Genomic DNA, 14769 nt, shown 5'->3' with positions numbered 1-14769 from the left:
TCAATGCGCGTGGCATGTCGATGGCAGCGGTATCTTTCCCTGCCGTGCTTTATCGACGCGATGTCGTGACCTTTTCAGATCCGGGAGGATTGCGGATGAAGACAGTGATGCTCGGTGTACTGCTATGGCAGCTGACGACTGCGGGATGGGCGATTGCCGGAGTCGATCGCAATTTGCAGCAAGGTGGTCCAGGCATGAACGCCTCTTACCGCGAACAGCTGCTGGCACTGGCCGATGCAGATCAGAAGATCCGCGAGCAGATTCGTGGTGCTTTCACGGCGCAACAGCTACAGGCCAACCAAGGCGCAGCGAAAGACATGGCAATGCGTCTGGTTGCGTCGCAACGGGAAAACCAGGCTGCGCTGTCTGCATTGATCGAGAAATTCGGCTTCCCCGATGTCGCGTCGGTTGGCGAAGACGGGGCGCATGCTGGTTTCCTGGTCGCGCAGCACTCCACTGACCGCACATTTCGCGATGGCTTCCTGAAGAGCATCGAGGTTGCAGTGGCGCGCGGGTCTTACAGCACCGCGGACATGGCATTGTTCGTGGATCGTAATCTGATCATGTCGGGCAAGCCGCAGCGCTACGGTACCCAGCGCAAGGCGGACGGCAGCCTGTTCGAGCTGGAGGATCCGGCGCAGCTGGCACGCAGACGGGCAGAGGTCGGTTTGCCTGACGAACAGGGCGGTTCTGGCGGTCTTTGAACCTTGCGGAGATCGCCAAGTGCGATGCGATGGTTGCGCTGCTTGTCAACGCATGGGGCGCGTGCATGCCTGGGTCAAAAAGACGTCGCGATGTACGGGTGCCTTGGTTTTCGCTAGCGATGACACCCGGCCCTGTGCGTATTTTCACCGCATGCTGTTGCTGGTTCGTGAGCCTGCCGATCTTCTGCACTGCAGTATTCTTACAGCCACCAACGCACTGCGTGCGTCGCTGTGAATCAGGCCTGGTCACCGCATCCGCGGCATAAGCGGCATGATCTTCAACGTACCGCCGCTTTGTTACGCGATGCATATCACGCTCTGTAGTCATCATCATGTTCGCCTATCGCAGCGATCATAACTAACGACTTCTCACGCTTCGGTCCGCTGGCCATGATTCAGCTCCCTCAAACGAGCTGACGCCATGCGCCCTGGATCCCTCATGGTGCTAGCCCTGCTAGCCCCCACGCTGATCGCCCCGCCGGTCTTCGCCCAATCCGTTCTGACCCGCGACAATGGCGCCAAGGTCGGTGACAACCAGAACTCGCAGACCGCCGGCGCCAATGGCCCGACCCTGCTGCAGGATGTGCAGCTGATCCAGAAGCTGCAGCGCTTCGATCGCGAGCGCATCCCCGAGCGCGTGGTGCATGCACGCGGCACCGGCGTCAAAGGCGAGTTCACCGCTACCGCCGATCTGTCCAGCCTGACCAAGGCCAAGGTATTCAGTGCCGGCGAAAAGACCCCGGTGTTCGTGCGCTTCTCCTCGGTGGTGCACGGCAATCACTCGCCGGAGACCTTGCGCGACCCGCACGGCTTCGCCACCAAGTTCTACACCAGCGAAGGCAACTGGGATCTGGTCGGCAACAACTTCCCCACCTTCTTCATCCGCGATGCGATCAAGTTCCCCGACATGGTCCATGCCTTCAAGCCGGACCCGCGCACCAACCTGGACGACGACTCGCGCCGTTTCGATTTCTTCTCGCACGTGCCCGAAAGCACCCGCACGCTGACGCTGCTGTATTCCAACGAAGGCACCCCGGCCGGCTATCGCTTCATGGATGGCAACGGTGTGCATGCCTACAAGCTGGTCAATGCCCAGGGTGAAGTGCACTACGTCAAGTTCCACTGGAAGACGCTGCAGGGCATCAAGAACCTCGATCCCAAGCAGGTTGCCGCCGTTCAGGCCAAGGACTACAGCCACCTGACCAACGACCTGGTCGGTGCGATCAAGAAGGGCGACTACCCGAAGTGGGACCTGTACGTGCAGGTGCTCAAGCCGGAAGACCTGGCCAAGTTCGATTTCGATCCACTGGATGCCACCAAGATCTGGCCGGACGTGCCGGAGCAGAAGGTCGGCCAGATGGTGTTGAACAAGAACGTCGACAACTTCTTCCAGGAAACCGAGCAGGTCGCGATGGCGCCGGCCAACCTGGTGCCGGGCATCGAGCCGTCCGAAGATCGTCTGCTGCAGGGCCGTATCTTCTCCTACGCCGATACCCAGCTGTATCGCGTCGGCACCAATGGTTTGAGCCTGCCGGTGAATCGTCCGCGTGTGGCGGTCAACAACGGCAACCAGGATGGCGAGGCCAATCACGGCCACACCACCAGTGGCGTGAACTACGAGCCGAGCCGCCTGGAACCGCGTCCGCAGGACACTGCTGCGCGCTATAGCGAACTGCCGCTGTCGGGTACCACCCAGCAGGCCAAGATCACCCGCGAGCAGAACTTCAAGCAGGCCGGTGAGTTGTATCGGTCCTACAGCAAGAAGGATCGCGCCGATCTGGTGCAGAGTTTCGGCGAGTCGCTGGCCACCACCGATACCGAGAGCAAGCACATCCTGCTGTCGTTCCTGTACAAGGCCGACCCCGAGTACGGCACCGGCGTGACCCGTGTCGCCAAGGGCGACCTGGCCCGGGTCAAGCAGCTGGCCTCCAGCCTGCAGGACTGATCCGCCCACGGCATCGCGGCCTGTGCCGCGGTGCCGTTTCGCTATCGGGAGAGCCATATGCGCACCCTGCTGTTTCTGATGCTCGGCACCCTGTCTGCGGCTGCCAACGCCGCCTCGCCCACAGCTGCCTCCACCAGCGCCACGACTGCCGCCCCCGACCCGGCGCAGATCAAGCTGCAGCTGCGCGAGTACTTCTTCGACGCGGCACGCGAAGGGCGGCAGGACATGCTCGCCGAGTTCATCCGCTCGCACTACGACCTCAACACCCGCGACGAGAAGGGCTATACCGCCCTGATCCTGGCGGCCTATCACGGCCAGCGCCCGGCGGTGGAGCAGTTGCTCAGCGCCGGCGCCGACCCCTGCGCGCAGGACAAGCGCGGCAACACCGCGCTGATGGGCGCGATCTTCAAGGGCGAGCTGGGCATCGCCAAGCGCCTGATGCAGGCCGACTGTGCTCCCGACCAGCGCAACAATGCCGGGCAGACCGCGGCGATGTACGCAGCGCTGTTCCAGCGGACCGACGTGCTCAAGGACTTGGCCGCCAAGGGCGCGGACCTCAGCCTCAAGGACGGGCAGGGCAACGATGTGACCAGGCTGCAACGCGGCGAGTTTGCGACGACCCCGGCGCGCTGAGCGCGCCTGTCATGCGTGGCCGGGCAGGCGTGCGTGATGCCAAGCGTGCGTGGTGCCAGGCGTCAGCAAGCTTGCACAGGCGCCATGCGGCCGATGCCGGCATGAGCCAACGGCGATGCTTGCTGCAGCGTGCCGTACCGCACTGCACCTGGTGCACAGGCCAGTCGCCTGCAGGCCGCAGCCGAGCGGATTGCACGCCTAGCGCTCGGCCGTCTTCGAAGCGCTGTCGGTGGTTGCGACGGCAGCTCCGTCCCGGTGGCCGTCGGATGAGCCGCTGATCGGCATCGCCTGAGTCCTGCACCTCGATACACGGAGCCTCGGCGGCCTCGCTGCAGCACTCCATCTACCGGTGCGTACCGGCGACGCCCGCTCGGCTATAACCACCGACGTGGTTCGGGGGTCAGCCGTTGCGCACCGAGCGCACCGCATCCTCGCTCTGAGGCCTGCTGGCCGCGCGTCGACTTACTCAATCTGCCTGCATCACCTGCCGAGAGGCGCAACCATCGCCCCCGCCAGGTTCGGAGGTCAGCCATCGTGCACCGAGCGCAGCGAATCGTCGCTCCCGGATCGGCTAGTGGCTCGCCGACCTGGTCAATTTGCCTCCACGACCCGCCGAAAAGTGCAGCCACCGCCTCCGCCGGTTTTCTGCCGCAGGCGCGTTGGATCTCTGGCGGAAGTGGTGATTTTTACGCCACTGCGTCAGGAGTCTCCTGACGTGGAAATGCTTGTGCGCCAAGGGTTTGACAGAAGTCTGAGTGCGCGCTGACTTGCCTGAAATTTGTTCGGGAAAACCGCAAAAAACAGTTCAAGAAAGCGCTGCGAACGCCGATGCTTCCGCTATCGCACACTGGAACCCCCGGACCATGAAGCTCGATCCCTCCATCCCTTTCCTGATGTCCCTGCTGGCCATGGTGCTGTGCACCGCCACTGCCGTGGTCGCCCTGGTGTTCGGTCAGGTACACGTGCTGGCCACGTCGTGGAGCTTCTACACCGTGCTGGGCACTGCCCTGATCACCCTGGTCGCTTCGTACCATGCCCTCGGCAAGCCGCTGAGTGCCGAAGAGCGTGTGGGCTTCCGCAACCCGTAACTGCAGATTCGGTCCAGGCGCAGGAAACTACGCTGCACCGGACCAATGAGCTTCGCGCGTCACCGATGATGCACTGCGTTCGCCCTGTCCAGGCGAACGCCGCCAGACACCGCGCATCCGGCAGCGATGCCGCCTGAGCCGCCTGATGACGCTTGCACCGGGCAAGCGACGGGAACGAGAACAGCGCCGGCGCGATGTTGTTCGCTCCTCCCGATGGCACAAAGCCGCCCGATGTCGTCCACCGAAGCGCGCTGCCAGCACGTCATAAAACGTGCGTCCTGCGTGGATTCGGCCAGCCGAGATGGGGCAATCACACAGTGCAGTGAGCGGATGATCCTGCAGGGAACTCCGGTAGGTAAGTCGTGCGGGATGCCGCGCCGCGCTGCGGCAGATTCATCCACGCCCGTGTAAGCTGTTGATCCTGCTCCGCATTCCGATGGCCGCCTGCTGCGGCCACATGTCGATGACCGCTTCCGCCGATCGCTACGCCGCCTCCCTGCGCCTGTCCGTCGCTCCGATGATGGACTGGACCGACCGCCATTGCCGGGTCTTCCATCGCCTGCTGGCACCCTCGGCGCGGCTGTATACCGAGATGGTGCACGCCAATGCAGTGATCCATGGCGATCGCGCGCGGCTGATCGGCTTCGATCCGGTCGAACACCCGCTGGCGCTGCAATTGGGCGGCAGCGAGCCGGCGCTGCTTGCGCAGGCCGCCGCGATCGCGCAGGCGTGGGGCTACGACGAGATCAACCTCAATTGCGGCTGCCCGTCCGATCGCGTGCAGGCCGGGCGCTTCGGTGCCTGCCTGATGCGCGAGCCGGCGCTGGTTGCCGACTGTGTCGCCGCCATGTGTGCGGCGACCACGTTGCCCGTCACGGTCAAATGCCGCCTCGGCGTCGACGATGACGACGACTACGCCGTGTTCGCCAGCTTCGTCGACCAGGTGGTCGCAGCCGGCGCGGCCATGGTGGTGGTGCATGCCCGCAACGCGTGGCTCAAGGGCCTGTCGCCCAAGGAAAACCGCGAAGTGCCGCCGCTGCGTTACGACTGGGCGTATCGCCTCAGGCAAGAGCGCCCCGCGTTGCCGGTGGTCCTCAATGGCGGCATTGCGACGGTGGAGTCCGCGATGGAGCATCTACACCAGGCCGACGGCGTCATGCTCGGTCGCGCCGCCTACCACGACCCCTACGTGCTGCATCGCCTGGATGCGGCCTTGAACCAGCGTGCGGAGCAGCCGCGCGATGCGTTGCTGCGCGCCTTGCGGCCCTACGTCGAGTCGCAGCTGGAACGCGGCCTGGCGCTGAAGCATATGACCCGGCACGTGCTGGGGCTGTTCCATGGCCAGCCGGGCGGACGCGCGTTCCGGCAGGTCCTGAGCGAGGGCGCACACCGGCCGGGTGCCGGTTGGGATCTGGTCGAGCAGGCCTTGCAGCGCACCGACACCCAGGGCTGGCGCGTGGTGGCCTGAACTGGCTTGCAGCTTGCATTAGCTGAACCGGCATACGGATGTCTGGCATGTAGCGGGATGCCGCCGGTCAAGCGCGCCTGCGAAATCCGGCGCTGAACTGCCCTACGGCGGCCGGATGGATTCATTTCACTGAACAGCGTTAACACAAAGCTAAAAAGTTCAGATGGGATTCACCCCGAAAAATCAAGAATTTGGGTCTATTCTCGGGTTCGACCATGCGGTGCCCGGTGGCCGTCTTCACGAATTTTGAATGTTCCTGAACAACCCGCTAGGATTCATTGTGACCCAGCCGTCCTGCCGCGCCCGCTATGTCGTCCTGGTTGCCCTTGGGGTTGCCATGGCAGCGCCGTTGGCATGGGGACAGGCGTATCCGATGTCGCATGCGGGGCGCGAGGCGTTGCCGCCGTCTGCGCGCGGCAATGGACGCACGCTCTCGGACACCATCCGGCAGGTGCAGCGGTCCACCGGTGGACAGATCCTCAGTGCGGAGCGCGTTCCGTTCGACGGGGGCAATCTCAACCGGATCAAGTACATGAAGGATGGCCGCGTGCATACCGTGTACGAGTCGGAGCAGATGCAGGCCACGCCGCCGCGCAGCCAGGCTCAGCCGGATGCGCCACCACGCGACGATAACCACTAAACGTAGATAGTTCTGCGTTCAGTCTTATAAATTCCCCGGCCATTGGCCGACAACGTAACTAGGGAGAGTGCATGCGTATCCTTTTGGTCGAAGACGAAGCTCCGCTGCGCGAGACCCTTGCCGCGCGCCTGAAGCGTGAAGGCTTTGCTGTCGACGCTGCACAAGACGGCGAAGAAGGCCTGTACATGGGCCGCGAAGTCCCGTTCGATGTCGGCATCATCGACCTTGGCCTGCCCAAGATGTCCGGGATGGAGTTGATCAAGGCGCTGCGCGACGAGGGCAAGAAATTCCCGGTGCTGATCCTGACCGCGCGTTCGAGCTGGCAGGACAAGGTCGAAGGCCTCAAGCAGGGCGCCGACGATTACCTGGTCAAGCCGTTCCATGTGGAAGAGTTGCTGGCGCGCGTCAATGCGCTGCTGCGGCGCGCCGCAGGCTGGAGCAAGCCGACCCTGGAATGCGGCCCGGTTGCCCTGGATCTGGCAGCGCAGACGGTCAGCGTCAATGGCGCCAACGTGGACCTGACCAGCTACGAGTACAAGGTGCTCGAGTACCTGATGATGCATGCCGGCGAACTGGTCTCCAAGGCCGATCTGACCGAGCACATCTACCAGCAGGATTTCGATCGCGATTCGAACGTGCTGGAAGTGTTCATCGGCCGCCTGCGCAAGAAGCTCGATCCCGATGGTGAGCTCAAGCCGATCGAGACCGTACGCGGTCGCGGCTACCGTTTCGCCATTCCGCGTACCGAAGGCTGAGTCCGCGCGTCGGCAAGCAGGAAGATCAGGTGCCGGGCCGCTCCAAATGGTATAGACGCTGGCGGCCGCGCTCCCTGCAGGCCCGCCAGCTGCTGGCTGCCAGCCTCAGTCTGGTGGCCTTCCTGGCCCTGGCGGGGTATGCGCTGGACGTGGCGTTTGCCGATACCGCCGAGAAAAACCTGCGCGAGCGGCTGAAGAACTACGCCTCTGCGTACGCGGCCAATATCGATTTCGTCCGCGACGGCTCGCTGTATATCGGCGGGCAGCCGCCAGACCCGCGTTTCGATGTGCCCGGCGGCGGGCTGTACGTGGAAGTCGTACGCCCGGATGAAAGCTGGACCTCGATGTCGGCCGAGGGCCCGAATATTCCGCACGGGCGCATGCTCGAGCCGCGCCAGGAAGAATTCATTGGCCCGCTGGAGATGACCCAGATCGACGGCAGCGTGGGCCAGTTGTACCGCTACGGCCTGGGTGTGAGCTACGTCGAGCGCGAACACGGCGGGGAGATTCCGTACACCATCTACGTGATGGAAGATGCGCGCTCGATGGGTGCGCAGCTGCGCGTGTTCCGTGGCGCGGTGTGGTTCTATCTCGGCAGTGCCGGCGTGGTGCTGCTGGTGCTGCAGGCCTTCATCCTGCAATGGAGCCTGCGTCCGCTGCGGCGGGTCATCAACGAGTTGACCAAGGTGCAGCGCGGCGAGATCCAGCGCATGAGCGAGCAGCATCCGCGCGAGCTGGAGCCGCTGACCGAAAGCATCAACGCCTTCATCGAGAGCGAGCGCGACAATCTGGACCGCCAGCGCAATACGCTCGCCGATCTGGCACACAGCCTCAAGACGCCGATCGCGGTGTTGCGCACCCAGCTCGATAGCGGGCAGTCCGAGCGCGATCTGCACGAGGAAATGGACGTGCAGCTGCGCCGCATGAACGACCTGGTGTCCTACCAGCTCGCACGCGCGGCCTCCAGCGGCCACAAGCTGTTTGCCGCACCGCTGCCGATCGAGTCGACCGCCGAAGAAATCGTACGCGGGCTGGAGAAGGTCTATTCGGTCAAGGGCGTGTTGTGCGAGTTCGATATTTCGCCCGACGCGCGCTTTCATGGGGAGCCGGGCGACCTGCAGGAATTGCTGGGCAACCTGCTGGAAAACGGCTTCAAGTGGGCGCGCAGCCGCGTGCTGCTGACCGCCCAGCCCGGTCCCACCACCGGCAGCCGTCGCGCCGGTTTGATCCTGTCGGTGGAAGACGATGGCCCCGGCATCGCGCCGGAAGACGTGGCCAAGATCCTGCAGCGTGGCGTGCGCGGCGACGAGCGCGTGCAAGGCCACGGCATCGGCATGTCGATCGTGCAGGACCTGATCAAGGCCTACCGCGGCGAACTGCAGGTGGTGCGCTCGCAGGAACTGGGCGGTGCCCGCTTCGACGTGACCCTGCCGCCGGGGCTGTGACCGGCACGGGTGGCGGAATGAACCGGTGGTCAACGTCGCAGCGCGCTCCGACAACCGTTTAACGCCCCGCGCGTTGGCGCGACCATACTGGGCTGGTTGCAGGCCGCTGCGATGGAGAGCCGCATGTTCGAGCGCAATGCACAGATGCACTGGCTGAGCGCACATCCGGTGGGCACGCGCCGCCACCACCGATGGCAGCTGGCGTGGCTTCTCGCGGGTTGCGTCTTCGCCATGTCGTGCAGTGCTGCCAATCCAGCACTGACGCCGACCCAGACACGCTGGCTGCAGCGTGCCACCTACGGTGTGGATGCCGATAGCGCAGCGCAACTGCAGCGGCTCGGGCCCAAACGCTACGGCAGGCTGCTATTGCAGGCCGGCGACGATGCGGCACTGCCAGCGCCGATCCGTGCCCAACTGCAGCAATTCGATGCATTGCACACGCCCTTGCTGGCCTTGCTGACGCAGTACGAGGCCGACAAGATCCGCCTGCAAGGCATGCCCGATGGCGATGAAAAGACGGCATTGCGCAAGGCGTGGCAGGCGCGTGGCGGGCAGATGCTGACCCAGGCGCGTCAGGCGCAGCTGCTGCGTGCGGTGTATGCGCCGGAGCAGGTGCATGAGCAGCTGGTGTGGTTCTGGCTCAATCATTTCAGCGTGTACGCCGACAAGGGGCGCGTGAAATGGATGGCGGCCGATTACATGGAAAACGCGATCCGCCCACACGCCACCGGCAAGTTCGCCGACCTGGTGATGGCCACGCTGGAAAGCCCGGCGATGCTGGAGTATCTGGACAACGCCAAGAACGCCAAGGGCAAGGTCAACGAAAATTACGCACGCGAACTGATGGAGCTGCACACGCTGGGCGTGCATGGCGGCTACAGCCAGCAGGATGTGCAGCAGCTGGCGCTGATCCTTACCGGTGCCGGCCTGGTGCCGGTCAAGGCCGAGGGCGCTCCGCCGCTGGCCGCTACCGCGCCGGGGCAGCCGCAGGTGGTGCGCAAGGGGCTGTTCGAATTCAATCCTGCGCGTCATCAACCTGGCGACAAGACCTTGCTGGGCCAGCGCATCGCCGCCGGCGGCCTGGATGAGATCGCGCGTGCGGTGCAGTTGCTGGTGCGGCAGCCGGCATGCGCCCATTTCATTTCGCAGCGCCTGGCCGAGTACTTTGTCAGCGACACGCCACCGGCCGCGTTGGTCGAGCGCATGGCAAACACCTTTCAGCGCAGCGATGGCGATATCGCCAAGGTCATGCAGACCCTGCTGGATTCAGCGGAGTTTGCGCAGGCGCAACCGCGCAAGTTCAAGGATCCGAATCGGTTCGTGGTCTCGGCGATGCGGCTGGCGTACGAGGGCCAGCCGGTGGTCAATGCCGCGCCGATGGCGAGCTGGGTGCAGCAACTCGGCGAGCCGGTGTTCGGGCGCATCACTCCCGATGGCTGGTCGCTGCAATCGCAGGCGTGGACCAGCTCCGGGCAGCTGGCACGCCGCTTCGAGGTGGCGCGTGCGTTGGGTGGCGGACCCAGGCAATTGTTTCGCTTCGATGGCGATAACGACACGCCACTTCCGGCGCTGACGCGGATCGATACGCGCCCATCGTATCGCTGGGTTGCGCCGTCGCTTTCCAGCAGCACGCGTGAGGCGCTGGACCAGGCGCGTTCGCCTGCGGAATGGAACGGATTCCTGCTGTCATCGCCGGACTTCAACTATCGCTGATTCGAGGGGCGCCGATTCAACGGCCGCCGATGCAATACCCGCTGATCAACAACCGACCAGCGATCACCGCCACGGGAGTGCGCCATGCAACGACGTCGATTTCTGCTCGCCTCCGCAGCGGCCGCCAGCCTGCCCTGGAGCGGTCGCCTGTTTGCTGCACCACGCGACAGTGCACGCATGCTGGTGGTGTTCCTGCGTGGCGGCTATGACAGCAACAACCTGCTGGTGCCACATGTCAGCGATTTCTATTATCAGGCGCGTCCGACCCTGGCGATTGCGCGGCCGGATGCGGCCAATCCGGACAGTGCCATTGCGCTGGATACGCAATGGGGGCTCAACCCGGTGATGCGCGATGCGCTGCTGCCGCTATGGCAACGCCAGCAGCTGGCGTTCGTGCCGTTTGCCGGCACCGACGATCTGTCGCGCAGTCACTTCGAAACCCAGGACGACATCGAATCCGGGCAGGCCGGCACGCAGCGCCGCGATTATCGTTCCGGCTTCATGGCGCGCCTGTCGGGCGTGCTCAGCGGAGTGCCGGCGATTGCCTTCACCGATTCGCTGCCGCTGACCTTCCAGGGCGGCGGCGACCTGCCCAACGTGTCGTTGCGGGGCATCGGCAAGGGCGGTGTGGATGCGCGACAGGCGCAGATCCTGTCGCAGATGTACGACGCAACGCCGCTGGCAGCGGCCGCGCGCGAAGGTCTGGCGCTGCGTCAGCAGGTCACCGCGCAGCTGCGCGAAGAGATGGAGCAGGCCGGTCGCGGCGCCGCCAGCGCGCGCAGCTTCGCCGACGAAACCCGGCGCATGGCGAGCCTGATGCGCGAGCGTTATCGGCTGGGATTTGTCGATGTCGGCGGTTGGGACACGCACGCCAACCAGGGCAGTATCGAGGGCGGTCTGGCCAACAATCTGCGCAATCTGGGCGAAGGACTGGCGGCGTATGCCCAGGCCCTGGGGCCGGCATGGAAGGACACCGTGGTGGTGGTGCTGTCCGAGTTCGGCCGCACCTTCCGCGAGAACGGCAGCAAGGGCACCGATCATGGGCATGGCACCACGTACTGGGTACTGGGCGGCAGCGTGCGTGGCGGCCGGATCGCGGGCGAGCAGGTCGCCGTTGCGCAGGCACAGCTGCTGCAGAACCGCGATTATCCGGTGCTCACCAATTACCGCAGCCTGTTCGGCGGTGTATTGAGTCGGTTGTGGGGATTGTCGCCTGCGCAGCTGGACCGGGTGTTTCCCGGGGCCAGGCCGCGCGATCTTGGGTTGGTGTGACTGCATGGGAGTGCGTTGATGCGGGCGATCGGTCTGCGTGCGGACCCGTGCGGCATCGCGCATGGCGCGGTGGGTAACACCAGCGCCCGACACGCGCGACAGCATTGCATCAGGCCATCCCGATGCCTGCTGCGATGTCACACCCTCAGCGCTGCGCTGAAGATGCAAACGGGGAAGGCCCGTAAAACCGCGTCAGCTGCGCAGCGACATCCGGCATGACGCGCGCCAGCAGCTGCGGTGCGGAGAAGTGATATTCGCTCACCACCGCAAAGAATTCGTCCGGTGCTTCGGCGGCATACGGGTCGATCTCGGTGTCTTCGCCAGCATCGACGCGTTGGCAGAAGGCGTCGAAGGCCTGCTGAAAATCGCGTGCCCAGGCGCGCTGCGCATCGCGCGGCAGCGGCGGGGTGCCGTCGAGGGCGCCATCGAGTGCATCGAGCTTGTGCGCCATCTCATGCACGATCACGTTGAAGCCGGCCTGCGGGTCGTCCAGGTCGGCCTGCACGTCGGCCCAGCTGACGATCAGCGGGCCTTGTTCCCAGGCCTCGCCGATCAGGGTGTCGTCCCAGGCGTGCATCACCCCGGCCGCATCCACATGCGTGCGCTGCACGCGGAACGCGTCCGGGTAGACGATCAGTTGCGACCAGCCACGCCAGCCGGCCGCGCCGATGTTCAGCAGCGGCAGGCAGCAGCTGGCAGCCAGCAAGACGCGATCGTGCGGCTGCAGCTGCAGCCCGCCGAGCGGTGAAATGGTCTTTTGCTGCAGGAACTGCGCGGCCAATGCACGCAGACGTTGCTGGCGGGGCAGGTCGAGCGCAGCGACCCAGGCGCAGCGGTGGCTGGCCGCAACCCACAACGCATCGGGAATATCGAGCGGTGGCCGGCGCAGCCGGCGCAACAACCACTGGATCAGCGGAACATGCCCGGCAGGAAGCTATGCCAGCGCGGCATCGTGCGCATGCGGGGGAACAGTCCGTCGCCGTCGCTGCCGCCGCCGCCGGTGGCTGGCGCGGGCTTGTGCGCCGGAGCGCGTGCCGGGGCTGCCGGGTCGCCGTTGGGGGTCCTGCCGCGTGCCGCCGAGTTGCTGCTGACGCAGCTCTCATGATCGCTATCGGTCAGCGGGTCCGATGCCAGTGCGGCAAGCGGAGCCAACAACAACAGCAGGCAAACCGTGATTCGGCGCATCGTCCACATCCAGGGCAAGCGGCGTGAGTGGCCGATCATAACGTGCTTTTCACTCCCTCACGCAAGCCAGGCTGGGCGGGTGGGAGCGCTTGGCGCATACTTTCACGGATCGATTTGGGAACCTTGCCGTGGATGACCGCGCCTTGCTGGCCAAACTTGCGAGCGGCCGGCTATCCGGCGATGCGTTGGCGCGCGACGCCGGGCTGACCCGTGCGGCGGTATGGAAGCGGATCCAGCATCTGCGCGCGGCCGGGGTCGAGATCGAAGGGCGGGCCGGGGACGGCTACCGCCTGGCGGCACCGCTGGACCTGCTGGACGAGGCGCGCATTCGTGCAGCGCTGTCGGCCGATGCGCTGGCAGGCCTGGCTGCGCTGGAGGTCGCCTGGACGCTGGAATCCACCAATACCAGCTTGCTGGCGCGTCCGGCGCCGGAGCAGGGCGTGGCGGTGCTGCTGGCCGAGCGGCAGACCGGCGGCCGCGGCCGGCGCGGACGCCAATGGACTTCGCCGCTGGGCGCACACATCTATCTCTCGGCCTCGCGCCGGTTCAGCGGTGGGCTGGGGCAGTTGGCCGGGCTCAGCCTGGCCGTGGGCGTGGCGGTGGCCGAGGCCTTGCGTGATTGCGGCTTTGCCGATGTCGGGCTGAAGTGGCCCAACGATCTGCTGGCGCGCGAGCGCAAGCTGGGCGGCCTGCTGATCGAAGGCGGCGGCGAAATGGCCGGCAACGCGCGCGCAGTGATCGGGCTGGGTTTGAACGTGCATATGCCGGCCGCCGCCGCCGTTGCGATCGACCAACCATGGGTGGATCTGGATACGCTGGCCGGCCGCGCGGTGTCGCGCGCGACCGTGGTTGCGGCGGTGGTGTCGGCGCTGCTGCCGGCGCTGGCGCTGTTCGAAGCGCAGGGGCTGGCGCCGTTCCTGGGCCGCTATGCGGCCCTGGACGTCTTGCGCGGCCGCGCGGTGCAGGTCGAAGAGGCCGGCACCCGGCATCACGGTGTTGCGCTTGGCCTGGCAGCCGACGGCGCGTTGCGGGTGCAACTGGGCGAGACGGTGCGGCTGTTCCACTCCGGAGAAGTGAGCGTGAGACCTGCATGAGCGAGTGGCTGTTCGACCTGGGGAATTCGCGGTTCAAGTACGCACCGCTGCAGGGCGACCTCGCAGGCGATGTGCAGGCCTGGCCGCACGGTGCCGAGGCGATGGATGCGGCCGCATTGGCCGCATTGCCCACCGGGCGCATTGCGCACGTGGCCAGCGTGGCCGCGCCGGCATTGACGCAGCGCATGCTGGGCTGCCTGCGCGAGCGCTTCGAACAGGTGCGCATCGTGCGGACCGTGGCCGAATGCGCCGGCATCCGCATCGCCTACGCAGACCCGGGCCGTTTCGGGGTGGACCGCTTCCTCGCGCTGCTGGGCGCACGCGGCGACGCACCGGTGCTGGTGGCCGGCGTGGGCACCGCGCTGACCATCGATGTACTGGGCGCCGACGGACAGCACCACGGCGGGCGGATCGCTGCCTCGCCGACTACGATGCGCGAAGCGCTGCATGCGCGCGCAGTGCAGTTGCCGGCCAGCGGCGGGGCCTATGTCGAGCTGGCCGACGACACCGACGACGCATTGACCTCCGGCTGCGATGGCGCCGCGGTGGCGCTGATCGAACGCAGCCTGCAGCACGCCCAACGCAGCCTGGGCGTGCCGGTGCGGCTGCTGGTGCACGGGGGCGGTGCGCCGCCGTTGCTGCCGCTGTTGCCCGATGCCAGCTTCCGCGCGGCGCTGGTGCTGGACGGGCTGGCGACCTGGGCCAGGGCTGCGTCGGCAGCTTGAACGCGCGAGCCGCGCGATCGCACGGCCTCGCAGCGGGTGCGGCCGGCAGACGGAACCGGCCGGCCGCGCCGGTGCACTGCGCCCACGAGCCCTGCCCTTGGC

The 14769-nt window shown here is 65.8% G+C and carries 14 protein-coding genes; 12 read left to right on the top strand and 2 right to left on the bottom strand.

From position 1 onward, the window contains the following. Window positions 1-95 precede the first annotated feature (95 nt). From H7A86_RS18900 to H7A86_RS18855, 10 genes are all read left to right on the top strand, one after another. Complete coding sequence (locus H7A86_RS18900; RefSeq protein ID WP_104649929.1) at window positions 96-704, top strand: DUF6624 domain-containing protein; 609 nt, start codon at window positions 96-98, stop codon at window positions 702-704. A 439-nt stretch (window positions 705-1143) separates the two neighbouring features. Then, complete coding sequence (gene katB / locus H7A86_RS18895) at window positions 1144-2649, top strand: catalase KatB (RefSeq protein ID WP_180707945.1); 1506 nt, start codon at window positions 1144-1146, stop codon at window positions 2647-2649. A 57-nt stretch (window positions 2650-2706) separates the two neighbouring features. Beyond that, window positions 2707-3282: an ankyrin repeat domain-containing protein gene (locus H7A86_RS18890; RefSeq protein ID WP_119131617.1), complete on the top strand. Its 576-nt coding sequence runs from the start codon at window positions 2707-2709 to the stop codon at window positions 3280-3282. A gap of 863 nt (window positions 3283-4145) precedes the next feature. Then, window positions 4146-4370 (top strand): hypothetical protein, encoded by a 225-nt coding sequence (locus H7A86_RS18885; protein ID WP_016902784.1) that lies wholly within the window; start codon window positions 4146-4148, stop codon window positions 4368-4370. A gap of 463 nt (window positions 4371-4833) precedes the next feature. Continuing rightward, complete coding sequence (gene dusA / locus H7A86_RS18880; RefSeq protein WP_119131847.1) at window positions 4834-5838, top strand: tRNA dihydrouridine(20/20a) synthase DusA; 1005 nt, start codon at window positions 4834-4836, stop codon at window positions 5836-5838. A gap of 250 nt (window positions 5839-6088) precedes the next feature. After that, window positions 6089-6478, top strand: coding sequence for a hypothetical protein (locus H7A86_RS18875; protein WP_180707944.1), 390 nt, complete (start codon window positions 6089-6091; stop codon window positions 6476-6478). A gap of 71 nt (window positions 6479-6549) precedes the next feature. After that, window positions 6550-7233, top strand: coding sequence for a response regulator transcription factor (locus tag H7A86_RS18870; RefSeq protein ID WP_002808458.1), 684 nt, complete (start codon window positions 6550-6552; stop codon window positions 7231-7233). A gap of 74 nt (window positions 7234-7307) precedes the next feature. Beyond that, the gene (locus H7A86_RS18865; RefSeq protein WP_024939071.1) at window positions 7308-8678 is read left to right on the top strand and encodes an ATP-binding protein; all 1371 of its coding nucleotides are present in this window, start codon (window positions 7308-7310) and stop codon (window positions 8676-8678) included. 123 nt (window positions 8679-8801) lie between these two features. Beyond that, window positions 8802-10391: a DUF1800 domain-containing protein gene (locus H7A86_RS18860; RefSeq protein WP_425509731.1), complete on the top strand. Its 1590-nt coding sequence runs from the start codon at window positions 8802-8804 to the stop codon at window positions 10389-10391. An 84-nt stretch (window positions 10392-10475) separates the two neighbouring features. Continuing rightward, entirely contained in the window at window positions 10476-11663 is a 1188-nt protein-coding gene (locus H7A86_RS18855) for a DUF1501 domain-containing protein (RefSeq protein ID WP_119131619.1), read from the top strand. Between the two features lie 145 nt (window positions 11664-11808). Here the strand turns inward: H7A86_RS18855 and H7A86_RS18850 are convergent, their stop codons facing one another. Together H7A86_RS18850 and H7A86_RS18845 are read right to left on the bottom strand one after the other, a co-directional pair. Further along, window positions 11809-12564, bottom strand: coding sequence for a M90 family metallopeptidase (locus H7A86_RS18850; protein WP_119131620.1), 756 nt, complete (start codon window positions 12562-12564; stop codon window positions 11809-11811). 8 nt (window positions 12565-12572) lie between these two features. Continuing rightward, window positions 12573-12887, bottom strand: coding sequence for a hypothetical protein (locus H7A86_RS18845; RefSeq protein ID WP_119131621.1), 315 nt, complete (start codon window positions 12885-12887; stop codon window positions 12573-12575). A 50-nt stretch (window positions 12888-12937) separates the two neighbouring features. Here H7A86_RS18845 and birA point away from each other — a divergent pair, with 50 nt between their 5' ends. Together birA and H7A86_RS18835 are read left to right on the top strand one after the other, a co-directional pair. Next, a complete protein-coding gene (gene birA / locus H7A86_RS18840; RefSeq protein ID WP_321186574.1) occupies window positions 12938-13942 on the top strand; it encodes a bifunctional biotin--[acetyl-CoA-carboxylase] ligase/biotin operon repressor BirA in 1005 nt (334 codons plus the stop codon). Further along, window positions 13939-14667 carry a type III pantothenate kinase gene (locus H7A86_RS18835; RefSeq protein ID WP_119131623.1) on the top strand — a complete coding sequence of 243 codons (729 nt, stop codon included), beginning with the start codon at window positions 13939-13941 and terminating at the stop codon, window positions 14665-14667. The genes birA and H7A86_RS18835 overlap by 4 nt, the downstream gene beginning before the upstream one ends. Window positions 14668-14769 lie beyond the last annotated feature (102 nt).

The sequence above is a fragment of the Xanthomonas euroxanthea genome, from assembly GCF_903989455.1.
GTDB lineage: Bacteria > Pseudomonadota > Gammaproteobacteria > Xanthomonadales > Xanthomonadaceae > Xanthomonas > Xanthomonas euroxanthea.
This window is presented reverse-complemented; position numbering and strand designations above follow the sequence as displayed.